Source organism: Thioclava sp. L04-15 (genome assembly GCF_002020275.1).
GTDB classification, from domain to species: domain Bacteria; phylum Pseudomonadota; class Alphaproteobacteria; order Rhodobacterales; family Rhodobacteraceae; genus Thioclava; species Thioclava marina.
Map to the genome: position 1 here is coordinate 34248 of NZ_MPZW01000012.1, position 23617 is coordinate 57864.

19 protein-coding genes are annotated in these 23617 nt (G+C 64.5%); 8 read left to right on the forward strand and 11 right to left on the reverse strand.

Annotated elements, in window-relative coordinates:
* Positions 1 to 162: 162 nt before the first annotated feature.
* From BMI90_RS17410 to rpiA, 5 genes are all read right to left on the reverse strand, one after another.
* Entirely contained in the window at positions 163 to 354 is a 192-nt protein-coding gene (locus BMI90_RS17410; protein ID WP_078530749.1) for a DUF2065 domain-containing protein, read from the reverse strand.
* A complete protein-coding gene (locus tag BMI90_RS17415; RefSeq protein ID WP_078530750.1) occupies positions 354 to 1265 on the reverse strand; it encodes a protease modulator HflC in 912 nt (303 codons plus the stop codon). Before BMI90_RS17415 ends, BMI90_RS17410 begins: the two co-directional genes overlap by 1 nt.
* Positions 1262 to 2419, reverse strand: coding sequence for an FtsH protease activity modulator HflK (gene hflK, locus BMI90_RS17420; RefSeq protein ID WP_078530751.1), 1158 nt, complete (start codon positions 2417 to 2419; stop codon positions 1262 to 1264). Before hflK ends, BMI90_RS17415 begins: the two co-directional genes overlap by 4 nt.
* Before the next feature lie 55 nt (positions 2420 to 2474).
* Positions 2475 to 3827, reverse strand: a complete 1353-nt coding sequence (gorA, locus tag BMI90_RS17425; protein WP_078530752.1) for a glutathione-disulfide reductase — start codon at positions 3825 to 3827, stop codon at positions 2475 to 2477.
* 697 nt (positions 3828 to 4524) lie between these two features.
* A complete protein-coding gene (gene rpiA / locus BMI90_RS17430) occupies positions 4525 to 5310 on the reverse strand; it encodes a ribose-5-phosphate isomerase RpiA (RefSeq protein ID WP_078530753.1) in 786 nt (261 codons plus the stop codon).
* A 301-nt stretch (positions 5311 to 5611) separates the two neighbouring features.
* Here rpiA and BMI90_RS19020 point away from each other — a divergent pair, with 301 nt between their 5' ends.
* From BMI90_RS19020 to BMI90_RS17445, 3 genes are all read left to right on the forward strand, one after another.
* The gene (locus BMI90_RS19020) at positions 5612 to 6190 is read left to right on the forward strand and encodes a hypothetical protein (protein ID WP_246831580.1); all 579 of its coding nucleotides are present in this window, start codon (positions 5612 to 5614) and stop codon (positions 6188 to 6190) included.
* Between the two features lie 104 nt (positions 6191 to 6294).
* A complete protein-coding gene (locus BMI90_RS17440; RefSeq protein WP_078530755.1) occupies positions 6295 to 7674 on the forward strand; it encodes an L-serine ammonia-lyase in 1380 nt (459 codons plus the stop codon).
* A gap of 474 nt (positions 7675 to 8148) precedes the next feature.
* Positions 8149 to 9516 (forward strand): DEAD/DEAH box helicase, encoded by a 1368-nt coding sequence (locus tag BMI90_RS17445; protein ID WP_078530756.1) that lies wholly within the window; start codon positions 8149 to 8151, stop codon positions 9514 to 9516.
* 51 nt (positions 9517 to 9567) lie between these two features.
* On the opposite strand, the gene BMI90_RS17450 is transcribed toward BMI90_RS17445, so the two are convergent.
* Positions 9568 to 10467 (reverse strand): HNH endonuclease, encoded by a 900-nt coding sequence (locus BMI90_RS17450; RefSeq protein ID WP_078530757.1) that lies wholly within the window; start codon positions 10465 to 10467, stop codon positions 9568 to 9570.
* A 25-nt stretch (positions 10468 to 10492) separates the two neighbouring features.
* Positions 10493 to 11851, reverse strand: a complete 1359-nt coding sequence (locus BMI90_RS17455) for an aminotransferase (RefSeq protein ID WP_078530758.1) — start codon at positions 11849 to 11851, stop codon at positions 10493 to 10495.
* Positions 11852 to 11997: 146 nt separating this feature from the next.
* Between BMI90_RS17455 and BMI90_RS17460 the strand changes: the two genes are divergently transcribed.
* The gene (locus tag BMI90_RS17460; RefSeq protein ID WP_078530759.1) at positions 11998 to 12948 is read left to right on the forward strand and encodes a LysR family transcriptional regulator; all 951 of its coding nucleotides are present in this window, start codon (positions 11998 to 12000) and stop codon (positions 12946 to 12948) included.
* Positions 12949 to 12957: 9 nt separating this feature from the next.
* Here the strand turns inward: BMI90_RS17460 and BMI90_RS17465 are convergent, their stop codons facing one another.
* The gene (locus tag BMI90_RS17465; RefSeq protein WP_078530776.1) at positions 12958 to 13611 is read right to left on the reverse strand and encodes a thiamine diphosphokinase; all 654 of its coding nucleotides are present in this window, start codon (positions 13609 to 13611) and stop codon (positions 12958 to 12960) included.
* A gap of 141 nt (positions 13612 to 13752) precedes the next feature.
* Between BMI90_RS17465 and BMI90_RS17470 the strand changes: the two genes are divergently transcribed.
* Positions 13753 to 16653, forward strand: coding sequence for a hypothetical protein (locus tag BMI90_RS17470; protein ID WP_078530760.1), 2901 nt, complete (start codon positions 13753 to 13755; stop codon positions 16651 to 16653).
* Between the two features lie 171 nt (positions 16654 to 16824).
* Here the strand turns inward: BMI90_RS17470 and BMI90_RS17475 are convergent, their stop codons facing one another.
* The gene (locus tag BMI90_RS17475) at positions 16825 to 17061 is read right to left on the reverse strand and encodes a DUF2842 domain-containing protein (RefSeq protein WP_078530761.1); all 237 of its coding nucleotides are present in this window, start codon (positions 17059 to 17061) and stop codon (positions 16825 to 16827) included.
* A gap of 4 nt (positions 17062 to 17065) precedes the next feature.
* Positions 17066 to 18361 carry an adenylosuccinate synthase gene (locus BMI90_RS17480; RefSeq protein WP_078530762.1) on the reverse strand — a complete coding sequence of 432 codons (1296 nt, stop codon included), beginning with the start codon at positions 18359 to 18361 and terminating at the stop codon, positions 17066 to 17068.
* Positions 18362 to 18658: 297 nt separating this feature from the next.
* Here BMI90_RS17480 and secG point away from each other — a divergent pair, with 297 nt between their 5' ends.
* The 3 genes from secG to BMI90_RS17495 all read left to right on the forward strand — a co-directional run bounded on the left by secG (position 18659) and on the right by BMI90_RS17495 (position 21631).
* Positions 18659 to 19117: a preprotein translocase subunit SecG gene (secG, locus tag BMI90_RS17485; RefSeq protein WP_078530763.1), complete on the forward strand. Its 459-nt coding sequence runs from the start codon at positions 18659 to 18661 to the stop codon at positions 19115 to 19117.
* Positions 19118 to 19286: 169 nt separating this feature from the next.
* Positions 19287 to 20930, forward strand: coding sequence for a CTP synthase (locus BMI90_RS17490; protein WP_078530764.1), 1644 nt, complete (start codon positions 19287 to 19289; stop codon positions 20928 to 20930).
* A 503-nt stretch (positions 20931 to 21433) separates the two neighbouring features.
* Positions 21434 to 21631 (forward strand): hypothetical protein, encoded by a 198-nt coding sequence (locus BMI90_RS17495; protein ID WP_078530765.1) that lies wholly within the window; start codon positions 21434 to 21436, stop codon positions 21629 to 21631.
* Positions 21632 to 22026: 395 nt separating this feature from the next.
* Here BMI90_RS17495 and BMI90_RS17500 read toward each other — a convergent pair whose 3' ends face one another.
* Entirely contained in the window at positions 22027 to 23604 is a 1578-nt protein-coding gene (locus tag BMI90_RS17500; protein WP_078530766.1) for an exonuclease domain-containing protein, read from the reverse strand.
* Between the last annotated feature and the right edge of the window lie 13 nt (positions 23605 to 23617).

Consider the following 23617-nt stretch of genomic DNA (forward strand, 5'->3'; position numbering starts at 1 on the left):
GGATCCGGGTCTGGTGAAGAAATTCATGTGGCACTCCCTTGGCTCCGCCGGCGGCAGGGCCAGCGTATTCCTCTCGTTTGATTGAAATGTAGGAGCGGGGATGCCGGATGGGAAGTTTTTACGTTCTCCGCAAGCGGGAAATTCCGTCGCAGGGGGGCGATCTCAGCCCCAGAGACGGATCGCCCAGAGGAGCGCCACGCCCGCCGCCAGTCCCGCAAGGCCCAGCATCCGGCGCTGGCCGGGCGTCATGGCGCGCAACAGATCCAGCGCCTCCTCGATACGAGAAGGGGCCAGCGCAAGCGCCAGCCCCTCGATCACAAAGACCAGTCCAAGACCGGTCAAGAGCATCGCCATCACTGGCCAGCCGCGTTCGCGACCCCGGCGCCCGGCTTCTCGCCGATCGAGCGCAGGAAGCGTTCATAGTCGAAATAGAGGCTGTCCGGCTGGGTCACCAGCGAGGATGTCTGCGTCTTCATCGACTGCGCGTAGAACTGAAGCGCCCGGTTGAAGGCGAAGAACTCGGGATCCTTGCCGTAAGCGTCGGCATAGATCTTGTTCGCCTGCGCATCGGCTTCACCGCGCACGATCTCGGCTTCCTTCTTGGCCTGCGAGGTCACCTCGACCGCGGTCCGGTCGGCGGTGGCGCGCACGCGCTGCGCGGCCTCGGCGCCGCGGGCGCGCTCGTCTGCGGCCTCGCGTTCACGCTCGGCGCGCATCCGGCCGTAAGTCGCTGCCAGGTTCTGCTCGGGCAAGTCGGTGCGGGTCAGGCGCACGTCGATCACGTCGACGCCGAGCGATGAGGCCTCGCGCCGCGCCAGATCGCGGATCCGGTTCATCAGCGGGGTACGGTCATCCGACAGCACGGCCGTCGAGGGAACCGAGCCCAGAACTTCGCGGATCGCGTTGTTCAGGATGCCGTCGATGCGGTTCTTGGCGATCTGCTCGCCACCCGCGCCCACGGCCTCACGGAATTTCACCACGTCGACGATGCGCCAGCGTGCGAAAGCATCCACCACGAGACGACGATCGTCCTCGGGGGTGACTTCGAGCGGTTGGGTGGTCAGGCTCAGGATCCGGTCGTCATATTTCACGACCGTATCGACCACGGGGATCTTGAAGCCGAGACCGGGTTCGGTCTTGACCTGCTGCACCTCACCGAAGCGCAGCACGAGAGCTTTCTCACGCTCGTCCACCACGAAGACCGAATTCAGCCCCAGCGCGACGAGAATGACGAGAACGGCAAGTGCGATAGGTCCGCGCATCAGTTGTTCCCTCCGGTGTTGCTGTTGGTCGTGGGGGTGCTCTTGCGCAGCTGATCGAGCGGCAGATAAGGCACGACGCCCCCGTCACCCGGCTTGGTGTCCACGACGACCTTGTCCACGCCCGAGAGCACCTGGCCCATCGTCTCGTAGAACATACGGCGCTTGGTCACGTCCGGTGCCTTCTCGTATTCCGCAAGGATCGAGGTGAAACGCGCGGCGTCACCTTCAGCGGCGTTCACGATCTTGGCGCGGTAACCCTCGGCCTCTTCCTTGAGCTGGGCGGCCTCACCGCGTGCGCCTGCCGTCACCTTGTTGGCATAGGCGTCGGCTTCCTTTTCAAGGCGGTCACGCTCTTGCTGGGCGGCCTGCACTTCGCGGAAGCTGTCGATCACTTCGCGCGGCGGGTCGGCACGGTTGAAGTTCACGCGCACGATGTTGATGCCCGCGTCATAGCTGTCGAGCGTATTTTGCACCGCTTCGCGCAGATCGGCCGCGATCTCACCACGCGCGGTCGACAGGATCGGCGCGAGGTTCGAGCGCGCGATGATGTCGCGCATCGCCGATTCCGACACCGCGCGGATCGTGTCCTGCGGGTCGGTCAGGTTGAACAGGTATTTCGCCGGATCGTTGATGTTCCAGACCACCTGGAATTCGAGGTCCACGATGTTCTGGTCGCCCGTGAGCATCAGTCCAGTATCGTTCGTACCCGCACGGCCCGAGCCGATATCGACGGTCTGTTCGCGCGTCACCGGAACCTTGGTGTAGGTGATGAAGGGCCAGGGCGCGAGGTTCAGACCCGGGCCCTTGGTCGCGTAGTAACGCCCGAACATCAGTTCGACCGAGCGTTCTTCGGGGTTCACCTTGTAGAGCGAGGAGCCCAGCCAGATCGCGACGACCGCGACGAGGCCGACCACCACGGCGATCTTGGTCGGGAAGGGGCCACCAGAGCCGCCGCCCGCGGGTCTGCCAGGACGGCTGCCGCCGCCCTTGCCGCCCATCAGCACCTTGAGCTGCTCGGAGCCCTTGCGCATGAATTCCTCGATCTCGGGGATTTGTCCGCCCTCACCGGGGCGGCGCTGACCGGGGCGCTTGTCTTCGCGGTCGTCATTGCGGTCGTCGCCGCCACCGCCGCCACCCCAGGGGCCTCCATTGCTCATATGGTCCTCACCTTTCCGTTATCTTGTCGGTGACTTGGGTATTCGTTTCACGATTTCAATAATGTCGCACCGGGTTCCGCATGGTTACGAGCTCTTCGCCCATCGTGGGATGCACGGCGCAGGTCGCGTCGAACTGTTCCTTCGTCGCGCCCATCTTCATCGCGATTGCCACCATCTGGATCATTTCGCCCGCTTCGGGGGCCACGATATGACAGCCCAGAACCTTCCGGCTCTCGCGACAGACGATCAATTTCATCAGCACCCGCGCGTCCGATCCGGCAAAGCCCGAGCGCATCGGCTTGAAGCTCGAGACATACACTTCGGTATTGCCGCGCTCCTCGGCCTCTTCCTCGGTGATCCCGCAGCTGCCGAATTCGGGCTGCGTGAACACGGCCGAAGCCACCAGCTCGTGATCGGAGGGGCGGGCATGCGCGCCGAAGACGGTATCGGCAAATGCATGGCCCTCGCGGATCGCGACCGGGGTAAGGTTGATACGGTCGGTCACATCGCCCACCGCGTAGATCGAGGGGATATTGGTCTGCGACCATTGATCGACGATCACTTCGCCCCGCTCGCCCAGGGTCACACCGGTCTCTTCGAGCCCGAGCCCATCGGTGTTTGGAACCCGGCCCGTGGCGTAGAGCACCGCGTCGAACCGATCGACCCGCCCATCGCCGCAGGTCACGACGAGATCCGCGCCGTCCTTCTCGATCTTCGAGATCACCACATGGGTATGGATGTCGATGCCACCCGCCGCCATCTGATCCACGATCAGGTCGCGCGCTTCGCTGTCGAAGCCGCGCAGCAGGGGCGAGCGGTTATATTGCGTGACCTTCACACCCAGACCGTTGAGGATGCAGGCGAATTCGCAGGCGATATAGCCGCCGCCGACGATCAGGATGCGCTCGGGAAGATGCTCCATCTTGAAGATCTCGTTCGAGGTCATCACATGCTTGCAGCCCTCGAACTCGGGCACGAAGGGCCGCCCGCCGGTCGCCACGAGGATATGCTTGGTCGAGACGGTGGTGCCGTCGGCGAGGCGCACCTCATGCGGGCCCGCGACGGTGGCGCGCTGGTCATAGACGGTGACGCCCGCGCCCTGCTGGCCCTTGCGGTAGATCGCCTCGAGCCGGTCGAGTTCGGCGTCGAGCCTGGCGCGGAAACCCGTCCAATCGAAGGCGCCGACCGCCGCTTCCCAGCCATAGGCGCGGGCCTCTTCCACCGCGCCGGGGGCGGTGGAGGCAAACACCATCAGCTTCTTGGGCACGCAGCCACGGATCACGCATGTGCCGCCCATGCGGTATTCCTCGGCCAGCGCGACCTTCGCGCCGTGGGTCGAGGCGATGCGCGCAGCACGCACCCCGCCCGAGCCGCCGCCGATGACGAAAAGGTCGTAGTCGAAGCTCATGGCGCGCCCTTCCTGAAAATCCTGCGTCCCTTGGTTAGCGCTCCGCGCCGCCATCGGCAAGCCACGGGGCACGGCGGATCGGTTCCGCTATGCGAAGCGCGAGGTTTTCGGCCTCCCTGAGACGGGTCGGGGTCAGGTGAAATTTTCGTGCGTCGCTCGGGCTGCTCGTAGTCCCTAGGCAGAGATGGGGGTTCGGGTGCCGAAGGTGATATTGGCCGGGTCGTCGACTGAACCGGAAGAAGGGGGATGAGCGTGGGCCATGGCGCGGCCTCATGCCGCGCCGGGTTCGAAACGGCGGAGGCCGGTGGGTGAGACGCAGGTGCGCGAAGACGTGTGCTGTCATGTCGCCCGCGTCCAGCCGATAGCTCTGCTGAGGGCCGGTTTGCAGACCCGACGCATCGATTTCACATTGTGCTGCGGGATCGTGGCGCTGGGGGGCAAGATCTGCTCCCTGACAGCGTGGCGGCCGGTCAGCCCGCAGGGGCGCGCAATGCCCGGCCGCTCGGTGCTCAACAGGAGGCGCGGGCGGTGGATCGTTCGAAACGCAATCCCGACGCGGCGCGGCCCGAGGATGTGCCTCCCAGTGCTGCGCTACGGGCGGGCGAACGCGCATGGCTGTGCTGCGCATTCGCTCTATATGTTATCTGCGCCGCCGATCGCGAGACGCATGCGTCTCGCATCGACCGTTCAGGTCGGATCAGTCCAGGTCGCGGAAGATGTTTTCATCCTCGACGAACTCGATCTGCTCATTGGCGATCGTGCCCTCGTTGATGTCGCGGATCTCGACCTGGCCATCGGTGCCACCGATGATGACCTTGTCGCAGATGTCGATGAAAAGCCCGTTCTCGACCACGCCAGGGATCTGGTTGAGCACCAGCGCCAACTGGCGCGGATTGCCGATGCGGTTGAGATGCAGGTCGACGATGTAATTGCCCTCATCGCTGATGAAGGGCTGCTCGCCATTGAGGCGCAACGAGGTCTGGCGGCCCAGAACATCCATCGAATCAAGCAGTTCTTCGATCAGCGCGCGGGTCACCTGCCAGCCGAAGGGCACGACTTCGACGGGCAGGGGGAAGGCGCCCAGATGGCTCACTTCCTTCGAGGCGTCGGTGATCACGACCATCTGGTCCGAGGCGGTCGCGACGATCTTCTCTTGCAGATGCGCGCCGCCGCCGCCCTTGATCAGGTTCAGGTCCGGGTCGAACTCGTCGGCGCCGTCGATCGTGATGTCGAGCCATTTCGCCTCGTCGAGCGTCACCACCTCGATGCCTACCTGGCGGGCGAGATCGGCGGTGCGGGTCGAGGTGGGCACGCCGATCAGCTTGAGCCCTTCCTCGCGGACGCGCTCGCCCAGGCAGCGCACCATCCACGCGGCGGTCGAGCCGGTGCCGAGGCCCACGCGCATCCCGTCCTCGATAAGGTCAACGGCACAGCGGGCAGCGGCGAATTTCGCCTTGTCGATCGGGGAGAGGTCGGCAGCCATCGGTCACTCCATGAAGCAGCATTTCGCGGCGCTTATAGGCAATCGCGCGCCGAGGCGCGAGGGGCTTTCTGGTGCGCGGTGCGGCTCTGTCGCAAATCGGACGCGAGGGGCGGGGCATCGCGAGGTGTCGCGCACGAAGTCAGCCCGCCAGAAAACGGGCGATCCCTCCGGTACGTGGCAGGGTGGGACGCGCTTGGGAAGGAGAGGGGCTGGCAGGCTGAACCTGCAATGCGCATGTATCGCGCGCAATGGCGCCGACTGGGCGAAGGGCGGTCTCTCCATTCGCTGCGAGGGGAGAAGCGTGCCGCGCGAAGACGCGAAGGTCGCGCACCCCCGACCGGAGGCTTTCGACGCGCAGCCCTTCGGCAAAGACGACCTCTGTTCGTTTGAAACGCAACTGCCACCAGGTGTCGATTGCTTCTTCCGCGCGGGTGATGCCGGGTCTTCCCACGAGATCCTGTGCCGCGATGCGAACCTCGCGCCCGTGACGCATCCCGCGACCAGCCTGCAAGACGAGGCGTTGGCGGGGCGGGAGGGTCAGCGCGCGCTCATTTCCGAGGGCTCCGGCGGCGATCCGGATTGTCGTGACTGCCAATTCCGGCCGTGGCATCACCCCAAGCAGGTCGCGATACCCGTGATCGGCGGTGAGAAGGCGCATGCCGGGTTTCAGATCCTCGACCGCGCAGGCACCTGCCTTCGTCGCCATTCGCGTGCCGCGCGCAAAGCCGCTGTCCCAGGTCTTCGCACGGTTATCGCGCCTTTCGGATATGCCATGCCCCTGCGCGGGGACGCACAGGGCATCGCCCGTCCAACTTTCATCGCCCCAGACATCCATTGCAGCCTCCAGCCAGCCCGACGTCAATCTTCGCGCAAAGGGTGAAGATCGCGTCAACGATGTTGGTTTTGTCTCGCCAAGGTCGTTTTGGGGCTGTCACTCGCGCCTTGCCCGCGCCAGTCTGGGCGGGACAGGGCAGGGAGTGCGGCATGTTTCTGAGCGTCTTCGATATCTTCAAGATCGGCGTCGGGCCGTCCTCGTCGCATACGATGGGGCCGATGGTGGCGGGCGCGCGATTTCTGAAAGCTCTGCGTGCCTCGCCCTTCTCCGCGCATGGGGTGCGGGTGCGACTGCACGGCTCGCTGGCCTTCACCGGCAAGGGACATGCGACGGATCGCGCCTCGATCCTAGGGCTCGCCGGGATCGAGCCCGAGAGCTATGACAATGACTACGCCGAGAAGGTGCTGGCGGCGAATGCTCGCGATCACGTGCTGAAACCCGAGGGGCTGCCGCCGCTGGCGTTCGATCCCGCGCGCGATCTGATCTTCGACTATGACGTGCCGCTTCCGGGCCATGCGAACGGCATGGTGATCGAGGCGCTCGACGCGCAGGGCGACGTGCTGATGCACGAGGTTTATTACTCGATCGGCGGCGGCTTCGTGCGCACCGAGGCCGAGCTGGCCGCCGTGGATGATGCCGCCCGCGACGCGCCGAGCCCGGTGCCGTTTCCCTTCAAGACCGCCGAGGAAATGCTCGCGATGGCCCATGCCTCGGGGCTTTCGATCGCGCAGATGAAGCGGCGCAACGAGGCGCGGTTCCGCAGCCAGGAGGAGATCGACGCAGGGCTCGCGAAGATCTGGGCCACGATGCGCGACTGCATGGAGCGTGGTCTGAGCACCGAGGGCGAGTTGCCGGGCGGCTTGCGGGTGAAGCGCCGCGCCAAGGCGATCCATGAAAGTCTGAAGGCCGATTGGGGGCAGAACCTCGCGCCGCCGCATCAGATCAATGACTGGATCTCGGCCTATGCGATGGCGGTGAATGAGGAGAACGCTGCGGGCGGGCAGGTCGTCACCGCGCCCACGAACGGGGCGGCGGGCGTGCTGCCTTCGGTGATCCGCTATTGGCTCGATCATGTGCCGACCGCGTCCTCGGCCAAGATCCCCGATTTCCTTCTGACCGCGGCCGCGGTGGGGGGGCTGATCAAGACCAACGCCTCGATTTCGGGGGCGGAATGTGGCTGTCAGGCCGAGGTCGGCTCGGCGGCGGCGATGGCGGCGGCGGGGCTGGCGGCCGTGCTGGGCGGAAGCCCTGAGCAGATCGAGAACGCGGCCGAGATCGCGCTGGAGCATCACCTCGGCATGACCTGCGATCCGGTGAAAGGGCTGGTGCAGGTCCCTTGCATCGAGCGCAATGGCTTGGGCGCGATCAAGGCGGTCTCGGCGGCCTCGTTGGCACTGCGCGGGGACGGGACGCATTTCGTGCCGCTCGACGCCGCGATCGAGACGATGCGCCAGACGGGGCGCGACATGCACGAGCATTACAAGGAGACGAGCCTCGGTGGGCTAGCGGTGAACGTGCCGAATTGCTGAGGGTGCCGCCCGCCCTTGCTTGAACCCGCCCGGGGCGACCAGCCCCGGGCAGCGCCCGACCTCCCCCCGGGAGGGCGCTTTTGCGACGTTGATGCGCGCACCGTCCTTGGTCGGATGTGGCCTGATAAAGCGCAAACCACCCAACTCGCGCCAGCGCCCACCCGAGGTCGGGCGCAGCCCTCGTCGCGTATCGCGCATTCGTAAAAACGCGCGCCCCCTTGACTTTTCCCCTCATCACGCGCATTTAGCGCTCATCGCCGCGCTGCCGCGTGAGCTAGCCGCGCCCCGAAGAGGCGCATCGGCGATACCTCCCTAAGTTCCCATTCACGCAGGGTTCTGACACGCAAGACCGGATCGCGCGGGAACCGCCCGCCTGTCTTTGAGGTCTGCGTCAACCTGCGCTCCGGGCAATCCCGCCCGGGCTGATCTCCGTGCGTCGCCCGCGTCGGGCACCACGGTCATAAAGGATAGGCATTGTCCGATTTCTCCTCGCTGGGGCTTTCCCCGGCCATCCTCAAGTCGCTCTCGCGCGCCAATTTCACCCAGCCGACCCCGATCCAGGAGCAGGCGATCCCGCTCGTTCTGGCGGGCCATGACGTGCTGGGCCTCGCCCAGACCGGCACCGGCAAGACGCTGGCTTTCGGCCTGCCGCTCATCGACAAGCTGATGGCGCAACAGGGCAAGCCCTCGCCCAAGACCTGCAAGGCGCTGATCCTTGCACCGACCCGCGAGCTGGTGAACCAGATCGCCGAGAACCTCGCGAACCTCGTCAAGGGCACGAAGATGAACGTGGCCACCGTCGTCGGCGGCCAGTCGATCAACCGTCAGATCAGCCTGATGCATCGCGGCAATGACATCCTCGTCGCGACCCCGGGCCGCCTGATCGACCTGATGGACCGTGGTGCGGTCGACCTGCGCTACACCCGCCATCTGGTGCTCGACGAGGCCGACCAGATGCTCGATCTCGGCTTCATCCACGCGCTGCGCAAGATCGCTCCGCGCCTTGGCACGCCGCGCCAGACGCTGCTCTTCTCGGCCACGATGCCCAAGCAGATGGAGGAAATCTCGCAGGCTTACCTGACCGATCCCAAGCGCGTGCAGGTCTCGCCCCCCGGCAAGGCTGCCGACAAGATCACCCAGTCGGTGCATTTCCTCGACAGCAAGGCCGAGAAGGCCCGCAAGCTGCGTGATATCCTTGCCGCCGATATGGGCGCGCTGACGCTCGTCTTCGCGCGCACCAAGCATGGCGCCGAGAAGCTGATGAAGGGCCTGCGCGCCGACGGGTTCAACGCCGAGTCGATCCACGGCAACAAATCGCAGGGCCAGCGCGACCGCGCGATCAAGGGCTTCCGCGATGGCAAGGTCAACGTGCTGGTCGCGACCGATGTCGCCGCGCGCGGCATCGACATTCCGGGCGTGGCCTATGTGGTGAACTTCGACCTGCCCGACGTGCCCGACGCCTATGTCCACCGGATCGGCCGCACCGCGCGTGCCGGTCGCGAGGGCGAGGCGATCGCCTTCTGCTGCCCCGACGAGGCCGATAACTTCCTGCAGATCGAAAAGCTGATGAAGATCGAGATCCCGACCGCGAGCGGCGAGCGCCCGGCCGAAGCCGTGCGCCCCTCCGCCCGCGCAGCCCGTGGTCGCGGCGGCCCGCGCGCCGGTGGCAACAAGGGCCGCGGCGGCAAGCCTCAGGGCAAACCGCAGGGGCAGGGTCAACCGCAAGGTCAGGTCCGCGCCAAACCGCGCAGCGAGGCGAAACCCAAGGTCGAAGCGGGCGGCAACGCCATGCCCAAGCGCCGCCGCCCGCGCCGGCGCAATGCGGGCGCTACGAGCGCGTAAATGAGGAAAGGCCGCGTCGAAGGACGCGGCCTTTTGTTAACAAAGGCGCCGTCAGCTGGCGCGGGCTCTGCTGCGTATTTCGTCAACCCCGGTGCGAAGGTCATGGGTGTAAGTTATCGGCGCCGTCTTGATGCCTAAACTGGGAAACTCCACGATGAATCTGAGGGTCCCAAACAAACGGACTTGGACCTGAGCATTTGGTCGGTTTCCTTGAAACGCAATTCCGTGAAATGGGGCGGTTGCGGTAGCCAATCCCACCTCAATCAGGGCATCTGCGCTGGCTTCATCTTGATCGGTCAGGATACGTCTGACTTCTTGAAGTGTATGGTTGCGCTGATAAACGGCTCCGCCAAGAATGAGGGAGACAAATTCAAACGCAATCTTCAACGGCACAAGTGGACTTAGGGCTGGCTCATCGTACGTTGGGTGAGCCGGGTGATTTTGCCATTTTTTGATGACGACTCCGTGTCCGAGATCCACCTCCGTGTTTGGCGGAGCTTCTTCCCAACTTTTCACAGCACTATTTATCTCGCGATCTGAGGCGCCACTTTTCCCCAGCATGGACCGGATTTTTTGTTCAGCTTCCTTCTCAGGAACAATGAGAGAGCTGTCCTTTAATTTCGCTGCTCCAAGCACACGATCTTTTCGCAGCTCTGCCGTTCTGTCGTTATCGCCGAAACTTTGCTTGTATCTCGCTCCAACTTCGAGCCTGTCGCGCAAGTCGCTGATGCTTTCGCCATGCTGTCCCGCAGCTTTGCGTATCTCGGGGGCAATCCGAGTATCGGCTTCGAACCCGGCGCCGAACCGCTCGTTGCAGCTTTTGCACAGAAAACTACACGTCAGTATCCCGCCAATACTTCGGGGAATAATATGTTCGATGGAGAGATCCGCTTCTTGCATGCAAACGATGCAGCGCGTGTCATTCCAGTTGAGGCCGCTGGAAATTGTCATGCAACTCGTTCTCTTTAGGTAGCCTTCACCCCACCTCCGCAAACACCTTCTTCAGCGCCGTCTCCAGCTTCTCGAACATCTCGTCCATCTGCGGCTCGGTCAGGATGAAGGGCGGGCAGAGCACCACCGATTGCCCGAGCGGGCGACAGATCAGCCCCTGATCGGTGCAGGCGTTCGCGATGCGTTCGGAAACCGAGAGCGAGCCGTCGAACGGGGTCTTGGTCTCGCGGTCCTTCACCGCCTCCAGCGCCCACATGTAGCCCACGCCGCGAAGCTCGCCGATATTGGGGTTCTGCGCGATCTGGGCGAGGCCGGCCTCGAGGCGGGGGCTGAGGCGTTTGACGTTATCCGCCAGCCCTTCGTTCATCACCACGTCGATGGCCTTGAGCGCGATCGCGCAGCCGACCGGGTGGCCCGAGGCGGTGAAGCCATGCGGGAATTCCTCGATCACTTCGGAGGCCGCCTGCATCCGCCCCGCCAGTTCCGGCCCGAGGATCACCGCGCCCATCGGGAAAAACCCGGCGGTGAGGTTCTTCGAGGAGATGATCGCGTCGGGCATGAACTCGTAGGTCTCGCAGCCCCAGGTGTTGCCGGTGCGCCCGAAGCCGCAGATCACCTCGTCCGAGATCAGCGGGATGTCATATTTCTTCAGGACCTTCGACACCGCCTGGAAATAGCCCTTCGGCGGCGTGATCACCCCGCCCGCGCCCATCACCGGTTCCGCGAAGAAGCCCGCGATCGTGTCAGCGCCTTCCTTGATGATCGTGGCTTCGAGCTCGTTCGCGAGGCGCTGGGTGAATTGCTCTTCCGTCTCGCCGGGCTGGCCTTCGCGCCAGAAATGCGGGCAGGTGAGGTGGAGAAAGCCCGGCAGCGGCAGGCCGAAGACCGCGTTATAGGGCTTGCCGGTCATCGAAGCCGAGACCGCCGTCACCCCGTGATAGGCATTCTTGCGGGTCAGGATCTTGCGCTTCTGCGGCTTGCCTTCCGAGGCATGCATGAACCACAGCATCTTGACCATCGTGTCATTCGCCTCGGAGCCCGAGTTGGTGTAGAACACCTTCCCGTCGTCAAAGGGCGAAACCTCGATCAGCTTTTCCGACAGCATCACCGTCTGGTCCGACATCCGCCCGAAGAAGGCGTGATAGCCGGGAAAGCGCGCATATTGCGCCTGCGCCGCCTCGATCAGACCGGGATGATCGAACCCCGCGACCATGTTCCAGAGCCCCGAATTCGCGTCGAGATACTTTCGGCCCTCGGTGTCGAAGATGTAGGGGCCTTCGCCATGCGTCACCACGACCGTGCCGCGATCGTGGATCGTGGGCAGATCGGTGAAGCCGTAGAAGCTATGCGCGTCGGCGCGGGCCTGCCAGCTTTGGTCTTTCATCTTGCGACTCCTCGTCTTGTCTGGCCAAGAGGCTATCCACGGTATCGGCGGCGTCAATGGTTAGCGAACGCGCAGGGGTGGCTTGCGCGAGAAGGCGGGGCAGGGCAGTCTGCGCCTCGGAACAGATCCCTCAACGGAGCCTCCCCATGCCCGCCGCCCATCCCCGCATCAGTCTCTGGGCGGTCGAGGTCTTCGTGGCCATGGCCGAGGAAGGCGCGATTACCGCCGTCGCGCGCCGTCTTGGCGTGTCGGCCCCGGCGGTCAGTCAGCAGCTTGCCACGCTGGAGGCCGCGTTGGGGGCGGAACTGGTGGACCGCTCGGCCCGGCCTTTCGCACTGACCGCGGCGGGGCGGGCTTTCCTGCCCCATGCCGAGGGGATGCTCGATGAACTTGCGCGCGGGCGTGCGGAAGTGGGGCAGGCCGATCCGGCGGGGCTGAGCAGTCTCAGGCTGGGGATGATCGAGGATTTCGAGGCCGAGGTGACGCCGCTTTTGCTTGCGGACATGGCCGATGAACTCAGCGCCTGCCGCTTCGAGCTCGAAACCGGACCGAGCCACCGGCTTCTCTCGAAGCTCGAGGCGCGTGGGCTCGATGTGGCGGTGGTGGCCGAGCCGCAAGGCGCGGCGCTCGAAGGGATCGAGGTGCATCCCCTGCTGATCGAGCCTTTTCTTGCCGTACACCCGGCGATCGCATCTGCGGGCGGGGCGATGGATCTGCCTTTGATCCATTATTCGCAACGCACGCTGATGGGGCGGCAGATCGCGTCCCATCTTCTGCACGCGGGCGGAGTGCCCGGGCATCGGCTGGAACTCGACAGCTATCCCGCGATCCTCGCGCTGGTCGCGGCGGGGCGGGGCTGGACGATCCTGACCCCTTCGGCGGTGCGCCACGCGCCGCGCGCAGGTCTCGCGCTTTCGCCGCTCGAAGGCGCGCCGCTCACCCGGCGCATCGTGCTGGCCGCGCGCGAGGGGATGATGGGCGATTGGCCCGCGAAAGTGGCGGGTCGGTTGCGCAAACTGCTGGCGGCGCGGGTGGTGCAGCCCGCGCTGGCCGATGCTCCCTGGCTGGAAGGGGCGCTGCGGGTCGAGACGGGTTGAACCTGTCGGTCAGCCGATCCCCAGACCGGTGAGCGCCGCACCCAACGTTTCGCGCGGAAGCATGACCAGCGCCGGGCCTTCGAGGGCGATATCGACCGCTCCGGTCGCCCGGTTCGACGTTCCAACCCGCTCCGACGGCGTGAAGTCGATCCCGTCGAGCGGCCAATAGAGCCCCTTGGAGCGCGCCTTTACCTCGCCAAATGGAAACAATGACACGCGCGTGTCCTCTGCCAGATCGAGCGAGAGCCGCGGCGGGCAACGGAAGATCACCTCTTCCTCGGCCAGCATTACCACGCGATGCGCACTGCGGATCAGGTCGGTCATCGCCGCCAATGTGTGGTCGAGCCGCAACCCGGTGAACCCTAGCGCCAGAACGAACGGAGCCTCGATCAGCTGAAGGGATTTGGCGAAATCGGTGCTGTCCTGCTCGGCGATGTGATGGACCCGCGCCCCGAGTCGCTCACGTGCGCCCTGCGAGAGCGAATCGAGATCGCCGATCACCGCCTCGGGTTCCAGCCCCATCGCAAGGGCGCGATCGCCGCCGCCATCGGCCGCGACGAGGCACGGCGCGATTGTCAACGCTTCGTCAACATCGCTGTGCTTGATTGCCCCGGCGCCCAAGAGCGTGACCCCGGTGGATGAATGGACAATCCCGGTGAACATGCCATGATTGATGACGAATATGGCAAAGAAACGCAATCGAGACCGATAAAATACCTTTCAATTGCCATTATTCGTTCACGCGAAAGAACCAGTTGGCCCGGAAAGTGCGTTCAAAGAGGTCCAAATGAAAGCGAGTGGTCCATGGTTGGTGCGAACAAGATCCTGACCGTATCCTACGGCACCTTTTCGTGCACCCTGGAAGGGTTCGACGAGCCGTTCAACACGATGAAGGCGATTGCGGAATATTTCCGCGATCTGGCTGCCGACGACCGTTATTTTGGGGCCGAACCTCCGCAGCCCGACGCAGAGATGCTCCACCGCATCGCCGAGCGCGAGATCCAGCGCCGTGTCGAGGCGAAGATCCAGGAAAACGGTGTTGTCCTGCGCGCCCAGGACACGCTGCTCGGCGCTCAGGCCGAGGCTGCGGAAGCGCCTGCCGCGCCCGTCGAGGAACCTCTTGTGACCGAAGCGCCCGCGCCCGAACCCGTCGCGGAGGAGCCCGCGCCGCAATCGGTTGCCGCCGAAGTCACGCCGGAACCCGCGCCCGAGGTCGCCCCGGCTGCGGGCGAGCCCGCCTCCGATTCCGTGGCCGCCAAGCTGCAACGCATCCGCGAGGCGGTGGCCCGTGCCCGTGCCGCCCAGAGCGAGAGCTTCGCCGAAGAAGACGAACCCGCCCCCGTGATGGAGCCCGAGGCCCTGCTGGGTCAGTTCGACGCGCAGACGCCTGCGGAATCCGAGGATTTCGGCTATGAGCTCGATATCTCGGGCCCGCTGAGCATCGATGAGATTGCCGCGGATGAAGCGGAAGAGCTTTCCGGTTCGGTGGAAACCCCCGAGGCTGAAGCGGCGATCGAAGCGCCTGCCGTCTCGGTTGAAGCCGAAGAAGACGTGATCGCGGAAGAGATCGCTCAAGCTGAAACCGGCGAGACGACGGTTGAGGCTGTGGCCGAAGACCACGAGGAAGTGGATGAAGAAACGGCTGAAGCCGCCGAGGCCGCCGATCCCGAGGCTGAGAAGCGCCAGGCGCTTCGCCGTGCCCGTCGCGCTGCCAAACGTCAGAAACGCATTGCTGCACTGAAGGCTATGGTCGAAGAGCTGTCCGAGGAAGAAGTCTCCGAGGATGAGGCCGTGCCGGCGCTCGAGATGGCCGAAGAGGCGCCCGAGGTCGAAGAAGCGCAGGTTATTCAAGAGGCTCCGGCGATCGAAGAGGCCGCTGAAGCCGTCAGCGCGCTTTCCGAAGCGCCTTTTGACGAAGAAGCTGTCGTGGATGACGCCTCTTCGGAAGAGGACCTCGCCGCCGAGGAGCCCGAACAGCTTTCCGAAGACGCGATCGAACCAGAAGAGATTTCCACAACGATTGATGAGATCGCGATCGAACCAGAAGAGATCGCCGAAGCTCCTGGGGAAGAAGCCGCGGCCGAGACCCCGCCGCTGCGTGCGCGCGTGATCAAGGTGCGTCGCCGCGAGGCGGTCGCCGTGACCGAGGCCGCCATTGCGGAAACGGCCGAAGCGGTCGTGGCGGAGCAGGACGAGGAAGAGGACGATCTCGCCGCGCGTCTTGCCGCCGAGCTGGGGGCCGAAGAGGAAGCGCAGGACAAAGCGCCGGTCATGGGCATGCCTGGCAGCCTCTCGCCCGAGGACGAAGAAGATCTGATGCGCGAGCTGGCCGCGCTCGAAGAGGATGACACCGCCGAGGCGCCTGCCGTCGAGGATGCCGAAATTGCGGCTGACATGCCCGAGATCGACCTTTCCGGCCTGAGCTTCGAGCCGATCGCGGAACCTGTTGTTCAAGTGCCCGCTGAGGCCGAAATCGAGGCCGAAGTCGAGATCGTGGACGAGGCCGCCGAGGAAGAGGCGCCCGTCGCAGAAGTCGCCGCCGAAGTCGAGGAAGTCGAGGAAGTCGAGGAAACGCTCGCCGGGATCGGCGATGTGATCGAGGCCGAAGACATCGTCGAACCGGAAGAGGCGCTGGTCGCGGACGAAGCGAGCGAAGCGCAAGAGCCGGTCGTCGCGGAAGAAGAACATGCCGAGGCCGAGCAAGAGCCCGAAATGCTCTCGGAGGAGCCCGACGAAATCCCCTCGCGCCCGGACGTTCTGATCCTGGGAGAGGCGCTCGCATCCGAGCCGGAGGAAGACGAAGTTACGTTCGATCACGAGGAAGATGCCGCAGAGCTTTCCGAAGAGATCGAGGCCGCAGCGGAAAAACTCGCAGAGGAAGACGCTGCACAGCAAGAGCCCGCGATCGCCGCGCGCGAAACCACGCCTCTGCCGCTCGCGCCGGTTTCGGAAGATGACCGCGAGGCCGAGATGTCGCGCCTTCTCGCCGAAGCTGACAAGCAGGCCAAGGGCGTCGAGACCCGTCGTCGTTTCTCCGCGATCGCCCATCTCAAGGCCGCCGTGGCCGCGACCGTCGCAGATCGCCTGGCCAAGGGGCAGGATACGGCCTCGGGCGGCGCGCCCGAATCCGATGCGAGCGAGCCTTACCGCGCCGATCTCACCCAGGCCGTGCGCCCGCGCCGCCCGGTGAACTCGGGGGAGACGCATTCGCGCCGCCCCGAGCCGATGCGCCCCGCGCCGCTCGTTCTGGTCTCCGAACAGCGCATCGATTCCGAGCCCGTTTCGGAAGCTCCGAGCGAAGAGGAAGCCCCCGTCGGCAAGACCCATGTGATCCGCCCGCGCCGCATCTCGGCCGCGCAGATCGCCGCCGCCGAAGAGGCCGAAGTCGCGCCGATGGATCCGCAGCAGGCCACGAGCTTTACCGAATTCGCCGAAAGCCTCGGCACGCAGGGCCTGTCGGACCTGCTCGAGGCCGCCGCCGCCTATACGGCTGCTGTCGAGGGGCGTCCACATTTCTCGCCGCCGCAGATCATGCGCAAGCTCGCATCCTTCGAGGAAACCGCGGAAGTGCCGCGCGAAGAGCGGATGCGCGTCTTCGGTCGCCTGCTGCGCCAGGGCAAGATCACCAAGGTGAAGCGCGGTCAATACGCCATCACCGCGGCATCGCGCTACTGGGATGAGGCGAAGATCGCGTCGAACCAGTAAACGCGGAGAATGAGATTGAAAGCGGGCGGTCCCGAGGGGCCGCCCGTTTTCGTTCAAGAGATGCGTGGCTCGCTTGCGCCCGAGGCCGGTCAAGCCGTTGCGGCAGAGGTCAGGCCAACTGGGTCACGAGATGACGCGACCCGAAGGCAGGTTAGGGCAGGAGCCCCGCCCTCACTCTTTCGGCGCGTCGGGATCTTCCTTGCCGACCCCGGTGAAGATCGGCTTGAGCGGGAGGATCCACAAAATCCCGAGACCGACATAGACGCAGAACTCGGCCCAGATCGGCAGCCGGCCCCAGCGCGCGCCCGCCCAGTTCACCACCGTGACGGCAATGACGATATAGGCGGGCAGGCCCACGACGAGGGCCAGAACCGACAGTCGGCGGCGGGCCTTGTAGCTCAGCGCCATCGGATCAGTCCGCGAAGGGATCGGTCACGAGGATCGTGTCGTCACGCTCCGGCGAGGTCGAAAGCATCGCAACGGGGCAGTCGATCAGTTCTTCGACCCGGCGCACATATTTGATCGCCGCGGCCGGAAGATCGGCCCAGCTGCGCGCGCCCTCCGTGGATTCGCTCCAGCCTTCGATCTCTTCATAGACCGGAACGCAGCGGCTTTGCTCTTCTGCCGCTGTAGGCAGGTAATCGAGACGCTTGCCGTCGAGGTCGTAGCCCACGCAGATCTTGATCGTCTCGAACCCGTCGAGCACGTCGAGCTTGGTCAGCGCAATGCCGTTCACGCCCGAGATCGCGCAGGTCTGGCGCACCAGAGCCGCGTCGAACCAGCCGCAACGGCGCTTGCGGCCGGTGACGGTGCCGAATTCATGACCGCGCGTGCCGAGGCGCTCGCCGTCGGCGTCGTCGAGTTCGCTCGGGAAGGGGCCTTCGCCGACGCGCGTCGTGTAGGCTTTGACGATGCCGAGGACGAAATCGATCGCGCCCGGCCCCATGCCGGTGCCCGCCGCCGCCTGACCCGCGACCACGTTCGAGGACGTGACGAAGGGATAGGTGCCGAAATCGATATCGAGAAGCGAGCCCTGCGCGCCCTCGAAAAGGATCCGTTTGCCCTGCTTGCGCTTCTCGTTGAGCACTTTCCAGACGGGAGCCGCGTATTTCAGGATCTCGGGGGCGATTTCCTTGAGCTGCGCGATCAGCGCGTCGCGGTCGATCGGCTCGATGCCGAGACCCTTGCGCAGCGGATCGTGGTGCTGGAGCGCGCGGTCGACGCGTGCGATCAGCGTCGCCTCGTCGGCCAGATCGGCCACGCGCACCGAACGGCGGCCCACCTTGTCCTCATAGGCCGGACCGATGCCGCGGCCGGTCGTGCCGATCTTGGTGCCCTTCGAGGCCGCTTCCTCGCGGGCGCGGTCGAGCTCACCGTGAATCGGCAGGATCAGCGGCGTGTTCTCCGCGATCATCAGCGTCTCGGGCGTGATCTCGACGCCTTGTTCGCGGATCTTCTCGATCTCCTTGAGAAGGTGGAACGGGTCGAGCACGACACCGTTGCCGATCACCGAGAGCTTGCCGCCGCGCACCACGCCCGAAGGCAGCGCGTTGAGCTTGTAGACCTTGCCGTCGATCACCAGCGTATGGCCCGCGTTATGTCCGCCCTGAAAACGCGCGATCACGTCCGCGCGTTCGGACAGCCAGTCCACGATCTTGCCTTTCCCCTCGTCACCCCATTGGGCGCCGACGACGACGACATTGGCCATTGCTCTCTCCTTGGCAGGTATGAAACCGCGCGAGGTATAGCGGCTCGGCGCGCGGGGCGAAAGCCCGCATTTCTGTGGAGGCGTCGGGCGCGTCTTGCCCGGTCGGTGCGCGGGTGTCGCCTGCGGGAGCCTCCGGCGGGGATATTTGGACCAAGAGGAAGGGGGCGGGGGCTCCGGAAACGGGAACTGCGCGGATTTGACCCCGCGAAATCCGAAAAACGGGCAGACCGGCCTTGCGCCTTTTGCCTCATCCGCCTAGATAGGCGCGTCGCAAGAAAGAAGGCCCCGGACCCGTTCATGGAAAACGTCGTTCTCTCGATCCATCTGATCCTCGCACTGCTGCTGATTGGCGTGGTGCTGCTGCAACGCTCCGAAGGGGGTGGTCTCGGCATGGGATCTTCGAGCAGCTCGAGCGGTGTGGGCGGGTTGATGACCGGTCGCCAGGCCGCCAACGCGCTGACCCGCGTGACCTGGATCCTCGCCGCCGGTTTCTTCGCGACCTCGGTGACGCTGACCGTTCTGGCCGCGCAGAAGGCGCGCAACGAGTCGGTCGTCGACAGCGCCACCACCGAGCAGAGCGCGCCGGCAGCAACTGCGCCCGCGACGCCCGCAAACGACGCCCCGGCGACCCCGCCGGCGCTTGATGTGGTGATGCCGCCTGCGCCGAGCGGGTCGGAGGCCTCGACCGGCGGCACTTCGGGCGAAACCACCACCGAGACGCCTGCCGGCCCGGTGACGCCGCCCGCGTCCAACTGATCCAGCACACTGGGCGAGCCACAAGCGATTGAGGCTCTCCGCTTTCTTAACCCAATAGCTTGCGGTCCGGTTGCGGGCGGGCCGCGAATCGTGTAAGCATTAAATCCCGTGATCCTGACCCTCCTCGGTCAGGGAAACCTTTCGAATTTCGCAGATCACGGGGGTCTTCATGGCACGTTATGTCTTCATTACCGGCGGCGTCGTCTCGTCGCTCGGAAAGGGCTTGGCATCGGCCGCCCTGGGGGCATTGCTGCAAGCGCGCGGCTTCTCGGTCAGGCTGCGCAAGCTCGACCCTTACCTGAATGTCGATCCCGGCACGATGTCGCCGTTCGAGCATGGCGAAGTGTTCGTCACCGATGACGGGGCCGAGACCGATCTCGACCTGGGTCATTACGAACGTTTCACCGGCGTGTCCGCGCGCAAGACCGACTCGATCTCCTCGGGGCGGATCTACACCAACGTGCTCGAGAAGGAGCGTCGCGGTGAATACCTTGGCAAGACGATCCAGGTGATCCCGCACGTCACCAACGAGATCAAGGACTGGATCTCGGTCGGCGACGACGAGGTCGATTTCATGCTGTGTGAGATCGGCGGCACCGTCGGCGATATCGAGGGGCTGCCTTTCTTCGAAGCGATCCGCCAATTTGCGCAGGATCGTCCGCGCGGCCAGGTGATCTTCATGCACCTTACGCTGCTGCCCTATCTGGCGGCCTCGGGCGAGTTGAAGACCAAGCCCACGCAGCACTCGGTCAAGGAGCTGCGCTCGATCGGCCTTCAGCCCGACGTGCTGGTCTGCCGCTCCGAGCAGCCGATCCCGGACAAGGAACGCGCCAAGATCGCGCTGTTCTGTAACGTGCGCCCCGATGCCGTGATCCCGGCCTATGACCTGAAGTCGATCTACGAGGCCCCGCTGGCCTATCACCGCGTCGGTCTCGATCAGGCGGTGCTGGACGCCTTCGGTATCTCGCCCGCGCCGAAGCCCGACATGAGCCGCTGGGAAGACGTGATGGACCGCCTCGACAATGCCGAGGGCGAAGTGCGCGTCGCGATCGTGGGCAAATATGTCCAGCTTGAAGATGCCTACAAGTCGATCGCCGAGGCGCTGACCCATGGTGGTATGGCGAACCGCGTCCGGGTGAAGGCGGAATGGATCGACGCCGAGATCTTCGAGCATGAAGACCCCGCGCCCTATCTGGAGAATTATCACGCGATCCTCGTGCCCGGCGGCTTCGGCGAGCGCGGCACCGAAGGCAAGATCCGCGCGGCGCAGTTTGCGCGCGAGAAGGGCGTGCCCTATCTGGGGATCTGTCTCGGGATGCAGATGGCGGTGATCGAGGCCGCGCGCAACCTCGCCGGCGTCAAGGATGCAGGTTCGGAAGAGTTCGATCACGAGGCGGGCAAGAAACGCTTCACCCCCGTCGTCTACCACCTCAAGGAATGGGTGCAGGGCAATCACCGCGTCGAGCGCAAGGTGACCGACGACAAGGGCGGCACGATGCGCCTGGGCGCCTATTCGGCCGCGCTCAAGGAGGGCTCGAAGGTCGCCGAGGTCTACGGCTCGACCGATATCGAGGAGCGCCACCGCCACCGCTACGAGGTCGATATCAAGTATCGCGAACCGCTGGAGAGCTGCGGCCTGACCTTCTCGGGGATGTCCCCCGACGGCCGCCTGCCCGAGATCGTCGAGCACAATGGACATCCGTGGTTCATCGGTGTGCAGTTCCACCCCGAACTGAAATCCAAACCCTTCGCGCCGCACCCTCTGTTCGCGGGCTTCATCAAGGCCGCGCTGGAGCAAAGCCGCCTCGTCTGAGCTGGCAGCGACATGCAGCAAAAGGGGCGATCGCAGCGATGCGGTCGCCCTTTTCCTTTTCGTCCTTGGCGGCAGGTCGAAACAAAGAGGACTTCAACGATCTCCAGCATATCAAACTAAGTGCGTGCCAATCCTCCCGCGGCGCCCCATGGCGCGCTGGGAGGACTCGATACCGGCACAAAGAGAAATTTCGAGATCGCCGTCGGCTATCAGCTCGACCCGAACCTTCCGGTCGAGGTGAGCTATGCGAATATGATTATGGCGACACCGACTGGGGAACCGATTTTTCCGGCACCTACAGCTTTGCAAGTGCAACGCCTTTCTCGGGCAAATTCTCGTCGGATATGCTCTTTGTCGGCGTGAACTACTTGCAGGATTTCGCACCCAACTGGAACCGGCAACTCGGCGCGGCGGTCAGCGTGTCGCGCACCAAGTTCGCCCGCGCCACGGAAGGGACCTATGCAGAAGTTCGGCCCACCGCACAGAGGTAGTCTGCCCATAAGGTGAGCGCCGGTCTCGGCTACAAGCTGAGCGAGCACCTCAAGGTGCTGGGCAATGTCGGTCTGGTGAGCCTAGGCCGCTTCGAATCCGCCAAGCAACGGGATGGGGACTGGAGCGCCACCCCGAACCCGAACGCGCCCCACAAGTTCGACACGAATCTTCAGCCCGTCGTCAGTCTCGGCCTGTCCCACACGTTCTGATCGGCTGACTGCCCGGACAATCCCGCCCCGAGCCGATGCGCTTCGGGGGACGCCTTGTCTTGCGGCATCGGCCTGAGAGGGGTGCCCCTCGACAGGCAACGCGCCAAGGCTTTCAACCGTTGGCTTCGAGCAAACGTCGCAAAATCAGACTGCGCGCCCAAAACGCTTTAAACTCAGCGCGTTGCACGGAAGCTATGCTCTGCAAAAGGAGAGATGGCTGGGGCGGTAGGATTTTGTGCTTTCATCTCAATATGTTAATAACATATGGACGTGGTGTCAATCGAGCGGTGACAAAATTCGGTTTGAATTGAAGTTGTGTGTCTCGCTTGGGGGCGGCCGGGATCGGCAGTATGCCGGTCCCGTTCAAGTTTCCGGATATCGGCGAATGCTCCGGATCAGCGCCTGACTGAAACGCGATACCGATAGGGGGCGACCTCTTCGACGAGCACCACGTCGCCGGGCTTTGCATCGTTCTTCGCGAAGAACTCCCGAATCCAGCCGCGCGCGCGGAAGAACTTCTTCTGCCCGTCCAGATCGGTTGAGATCGGCGCATGGCTCCCCCAGTCGACCAAGATCTCGCGTTTAGCCGCAAGGGCCTTGCTCGACCCGCCGATGGCGTCCTGTGGGAACGCGTCAAAGAACGACCTGAGATAGATGTGGTTGTGAGTGAGGTTGCCCTGAGTGAGCACGCTGTGTCCGATTACCAGAGTCTTGGAGGGATCGGGCGCGATGATCGCGTCATGTGAACCGTGGAGCTGGGGTGGTGCCACCATCGCTGTAGTATCGTCATCGCTATCTTCGAAAAGATCGAAGTCGTCTTCGAAATCCTGCACAGATTTGATCTGTGCGGGTGACCCCGACCGCTTCGCCTGGCGACCCTCCGCAAGCAGAACAACCTCTGCCGCGGCACGCGCGTCTTCGCCTGCGTCATGATGCTCGAAATTCAGTCCGAGATGCTGCTTGAGATTTCCCAGGCCATGGCCGCCGTTCCCACGCAGTTCGGGCCAGGCAGCGCGGGCTACCTGAACGCTGTCCCGCCAATGCCAATTCGGCAATTCGAGGCAGGCATTCGAGCAGGCCGCGGCAACGGCGCTACGATCGAACCCTGAGTGCTGATAGACCGTCGCCCCCGCCAATGCTTCGGCCAAGATGGGAAGGATTTCCCGGAAAAGCGGGGCTCCCAAGACGGTCCGAGCGCTGATCCCGTGCAAATCGGTGAAACGCCATGTCGTAGTCTGCGGGTCGACATGGGTTACCCAAGTCTCGATCGTGTCATCGGCACGCACGCAGGCCACGCCAATCTGACAGATGCTCGCGCGATCATGGTTCGCCGTCTCAACGTCGAGGGCGAAGAAACGAAACGGCCCGGCCGGGAACTTCGGCACGCTGCGGCTCTGCGGACGCGACGTCTTCGCTGCAGGCCGCTTGGCGCCTGCCTCGAACAATTCCCGCTGCCGTTCCAGCGCGGCGCAGGACCTTGCATCGAGGCCCAAGCGCCGAATTGTCATGTCAACAAGAGCGGCGGGCTCCTCGTAAGTGGTCATGCCGCGCTGGTTCCATGCGATCGCTTCCTTCGGCGCAATCTCGAGAACCTCCCTCTCCAGCGCCGCGATCGGTGCGCTGTCGGGCAGCGTCACCCAGACAGCCTTGCAGTGATCTGCGATGAAGGCATTGCGCACAGCCTTCGCGAGATTGGCGTCCGCCGTTTCGGGCGCCTTCCGATCGCGCCACATCCGCCCGGTGTTATACATCCGCGAGAAATAATGACTGGCGTCTTCAGAGCCGGTGCGATGGCGCTGGTGAATGCGCTTGTAAAGCGTTTCCGCTGCAGAACTGGTTGATCCGATGTAGCGAAGCGTGCCGAAGTGATCGACGAGTCCGTAGAGGCCGCGCGCGTCACTTGGAGCCTGGGAGGTGGGACGCGGCTCAGCATTCATAAGAGCCGCGAGAAGGTATTCGGGAGTGTATTCCATGATTCTGACCTCG

What these genes read in the sequence shown, in the direction of transcription:
- BMI90_RS17500 (WP_078530766.1), bottom strand. Translation starts at nt 23,604, where the DNA reads ATGGAATACACTCCCGAATACCTTCTCGCGGCTCTTATGAATGCTGAG.
- BMI90_RS17440 (WP_078530755.1), top strand. Translation starts at nt 6,295, where the DNA reads ATGTTTCTGAGCGTCTTCGATATCTTCAAGATCGGCGTCGGGCCGTCC.
- BMI90_RS17460 (WP_078530759.1), top strand. Translation starts at nt 11,998, where the DNA reads ATGCCCGCCGCCCATCCCCGCATCAGTCTCTGGGCGGTCGAGGTCTTC.
- BMI90_RS17475 (WP_078530761.1), bottom strand. Translation starts at nt 17,061, where the DNA reads ATGGCGCTGAGCTACAAGGCCCGCCGCCGACTGTCGGTTCTGGCCCTC.
- gorA (WP_078530752.1), bottom strand. Translation starts at nt 3,827, where the DNA reads ATGAGCTTCGACTACGACCTTTTCGTCATCGGCGGCGGCTCGGGCGGG.
- BMI90_RS17450 (WP_078530757.1), bottom strand. Translation starts at nt 10,467, where the DNA reads ATGACAATTTCCAGCGGCCTCAACTGGAATGACACGCGCTGCATCGTT.
- hflK (WP_078530751.1), bottom strand. Translation starts at nt 2,419, where the DNA reads ATGAGCAATGGAGGCCCCTGGGGTGGCGGCGGTGGCGGCGACGACCGC.
- BMI90_RS17470 (WP_078530760.1), top strand. Translation starts at nt 13,753, where the DNA reads ATGGTTGGTGCGAACAAGATCCTGACCGTATCCTACGGCACCTTTTCG.
- BMI90_RS17480 (WP_078530762.1), bottom strand. Translation starts at nt 18,361, where the DNA reads ATGGCCAATGTCGTCGTCGTCGGCGCCCAATGGGGTGACGAGGGGAAA.
- rpiA (WP_078530753.1), bottom strand. Translation starts at nt 5,310, where the DNA reads ATGGCTGCCGACCTCTCCCCGATCGACAAGGCGAAATTCGCCGCTGCC.
- BMI90_RS17490 (WP_078530764.1), top strand. Translation starts at nt 19,287, where the DNA reads ATGGCACGTTATGTCTTCATTACCGGCGGCGTCGTCTCGTCGCTCGGA.
- BMI90_RS17455 (WP_078530758.1), bottom strand. Translation starts at nt 11,851, where the DNA reads ATGAAAGACCAAAGCTGGCAGGCCCGCGCCGACGCGCATAGCTTCTAC.
- secG (WP_078530763.1), top strand. Translation starts at nt 18,659, where the DNA reads ATGGAAAACGTCGTTCTCTCGATCCATCTGATCCTCGCACTGCTGCTG.
- BMI90_RS17465 (WP_078530776.1), bottom strand. Translation starts at nt 13,611, where the DNA reads ATGTTCACCGGGATTGTCCATTCATCCACCGGGGTCACGCTCTTGGGC.
- BMI90_RS17410 (WP_078530749.1), bottom strand. Translation starts at nt 354, where the DNA reads ATGGCGATGCTCTTGACCGGTCTTGGACTGGTCTTTGTGATCGAGGGG.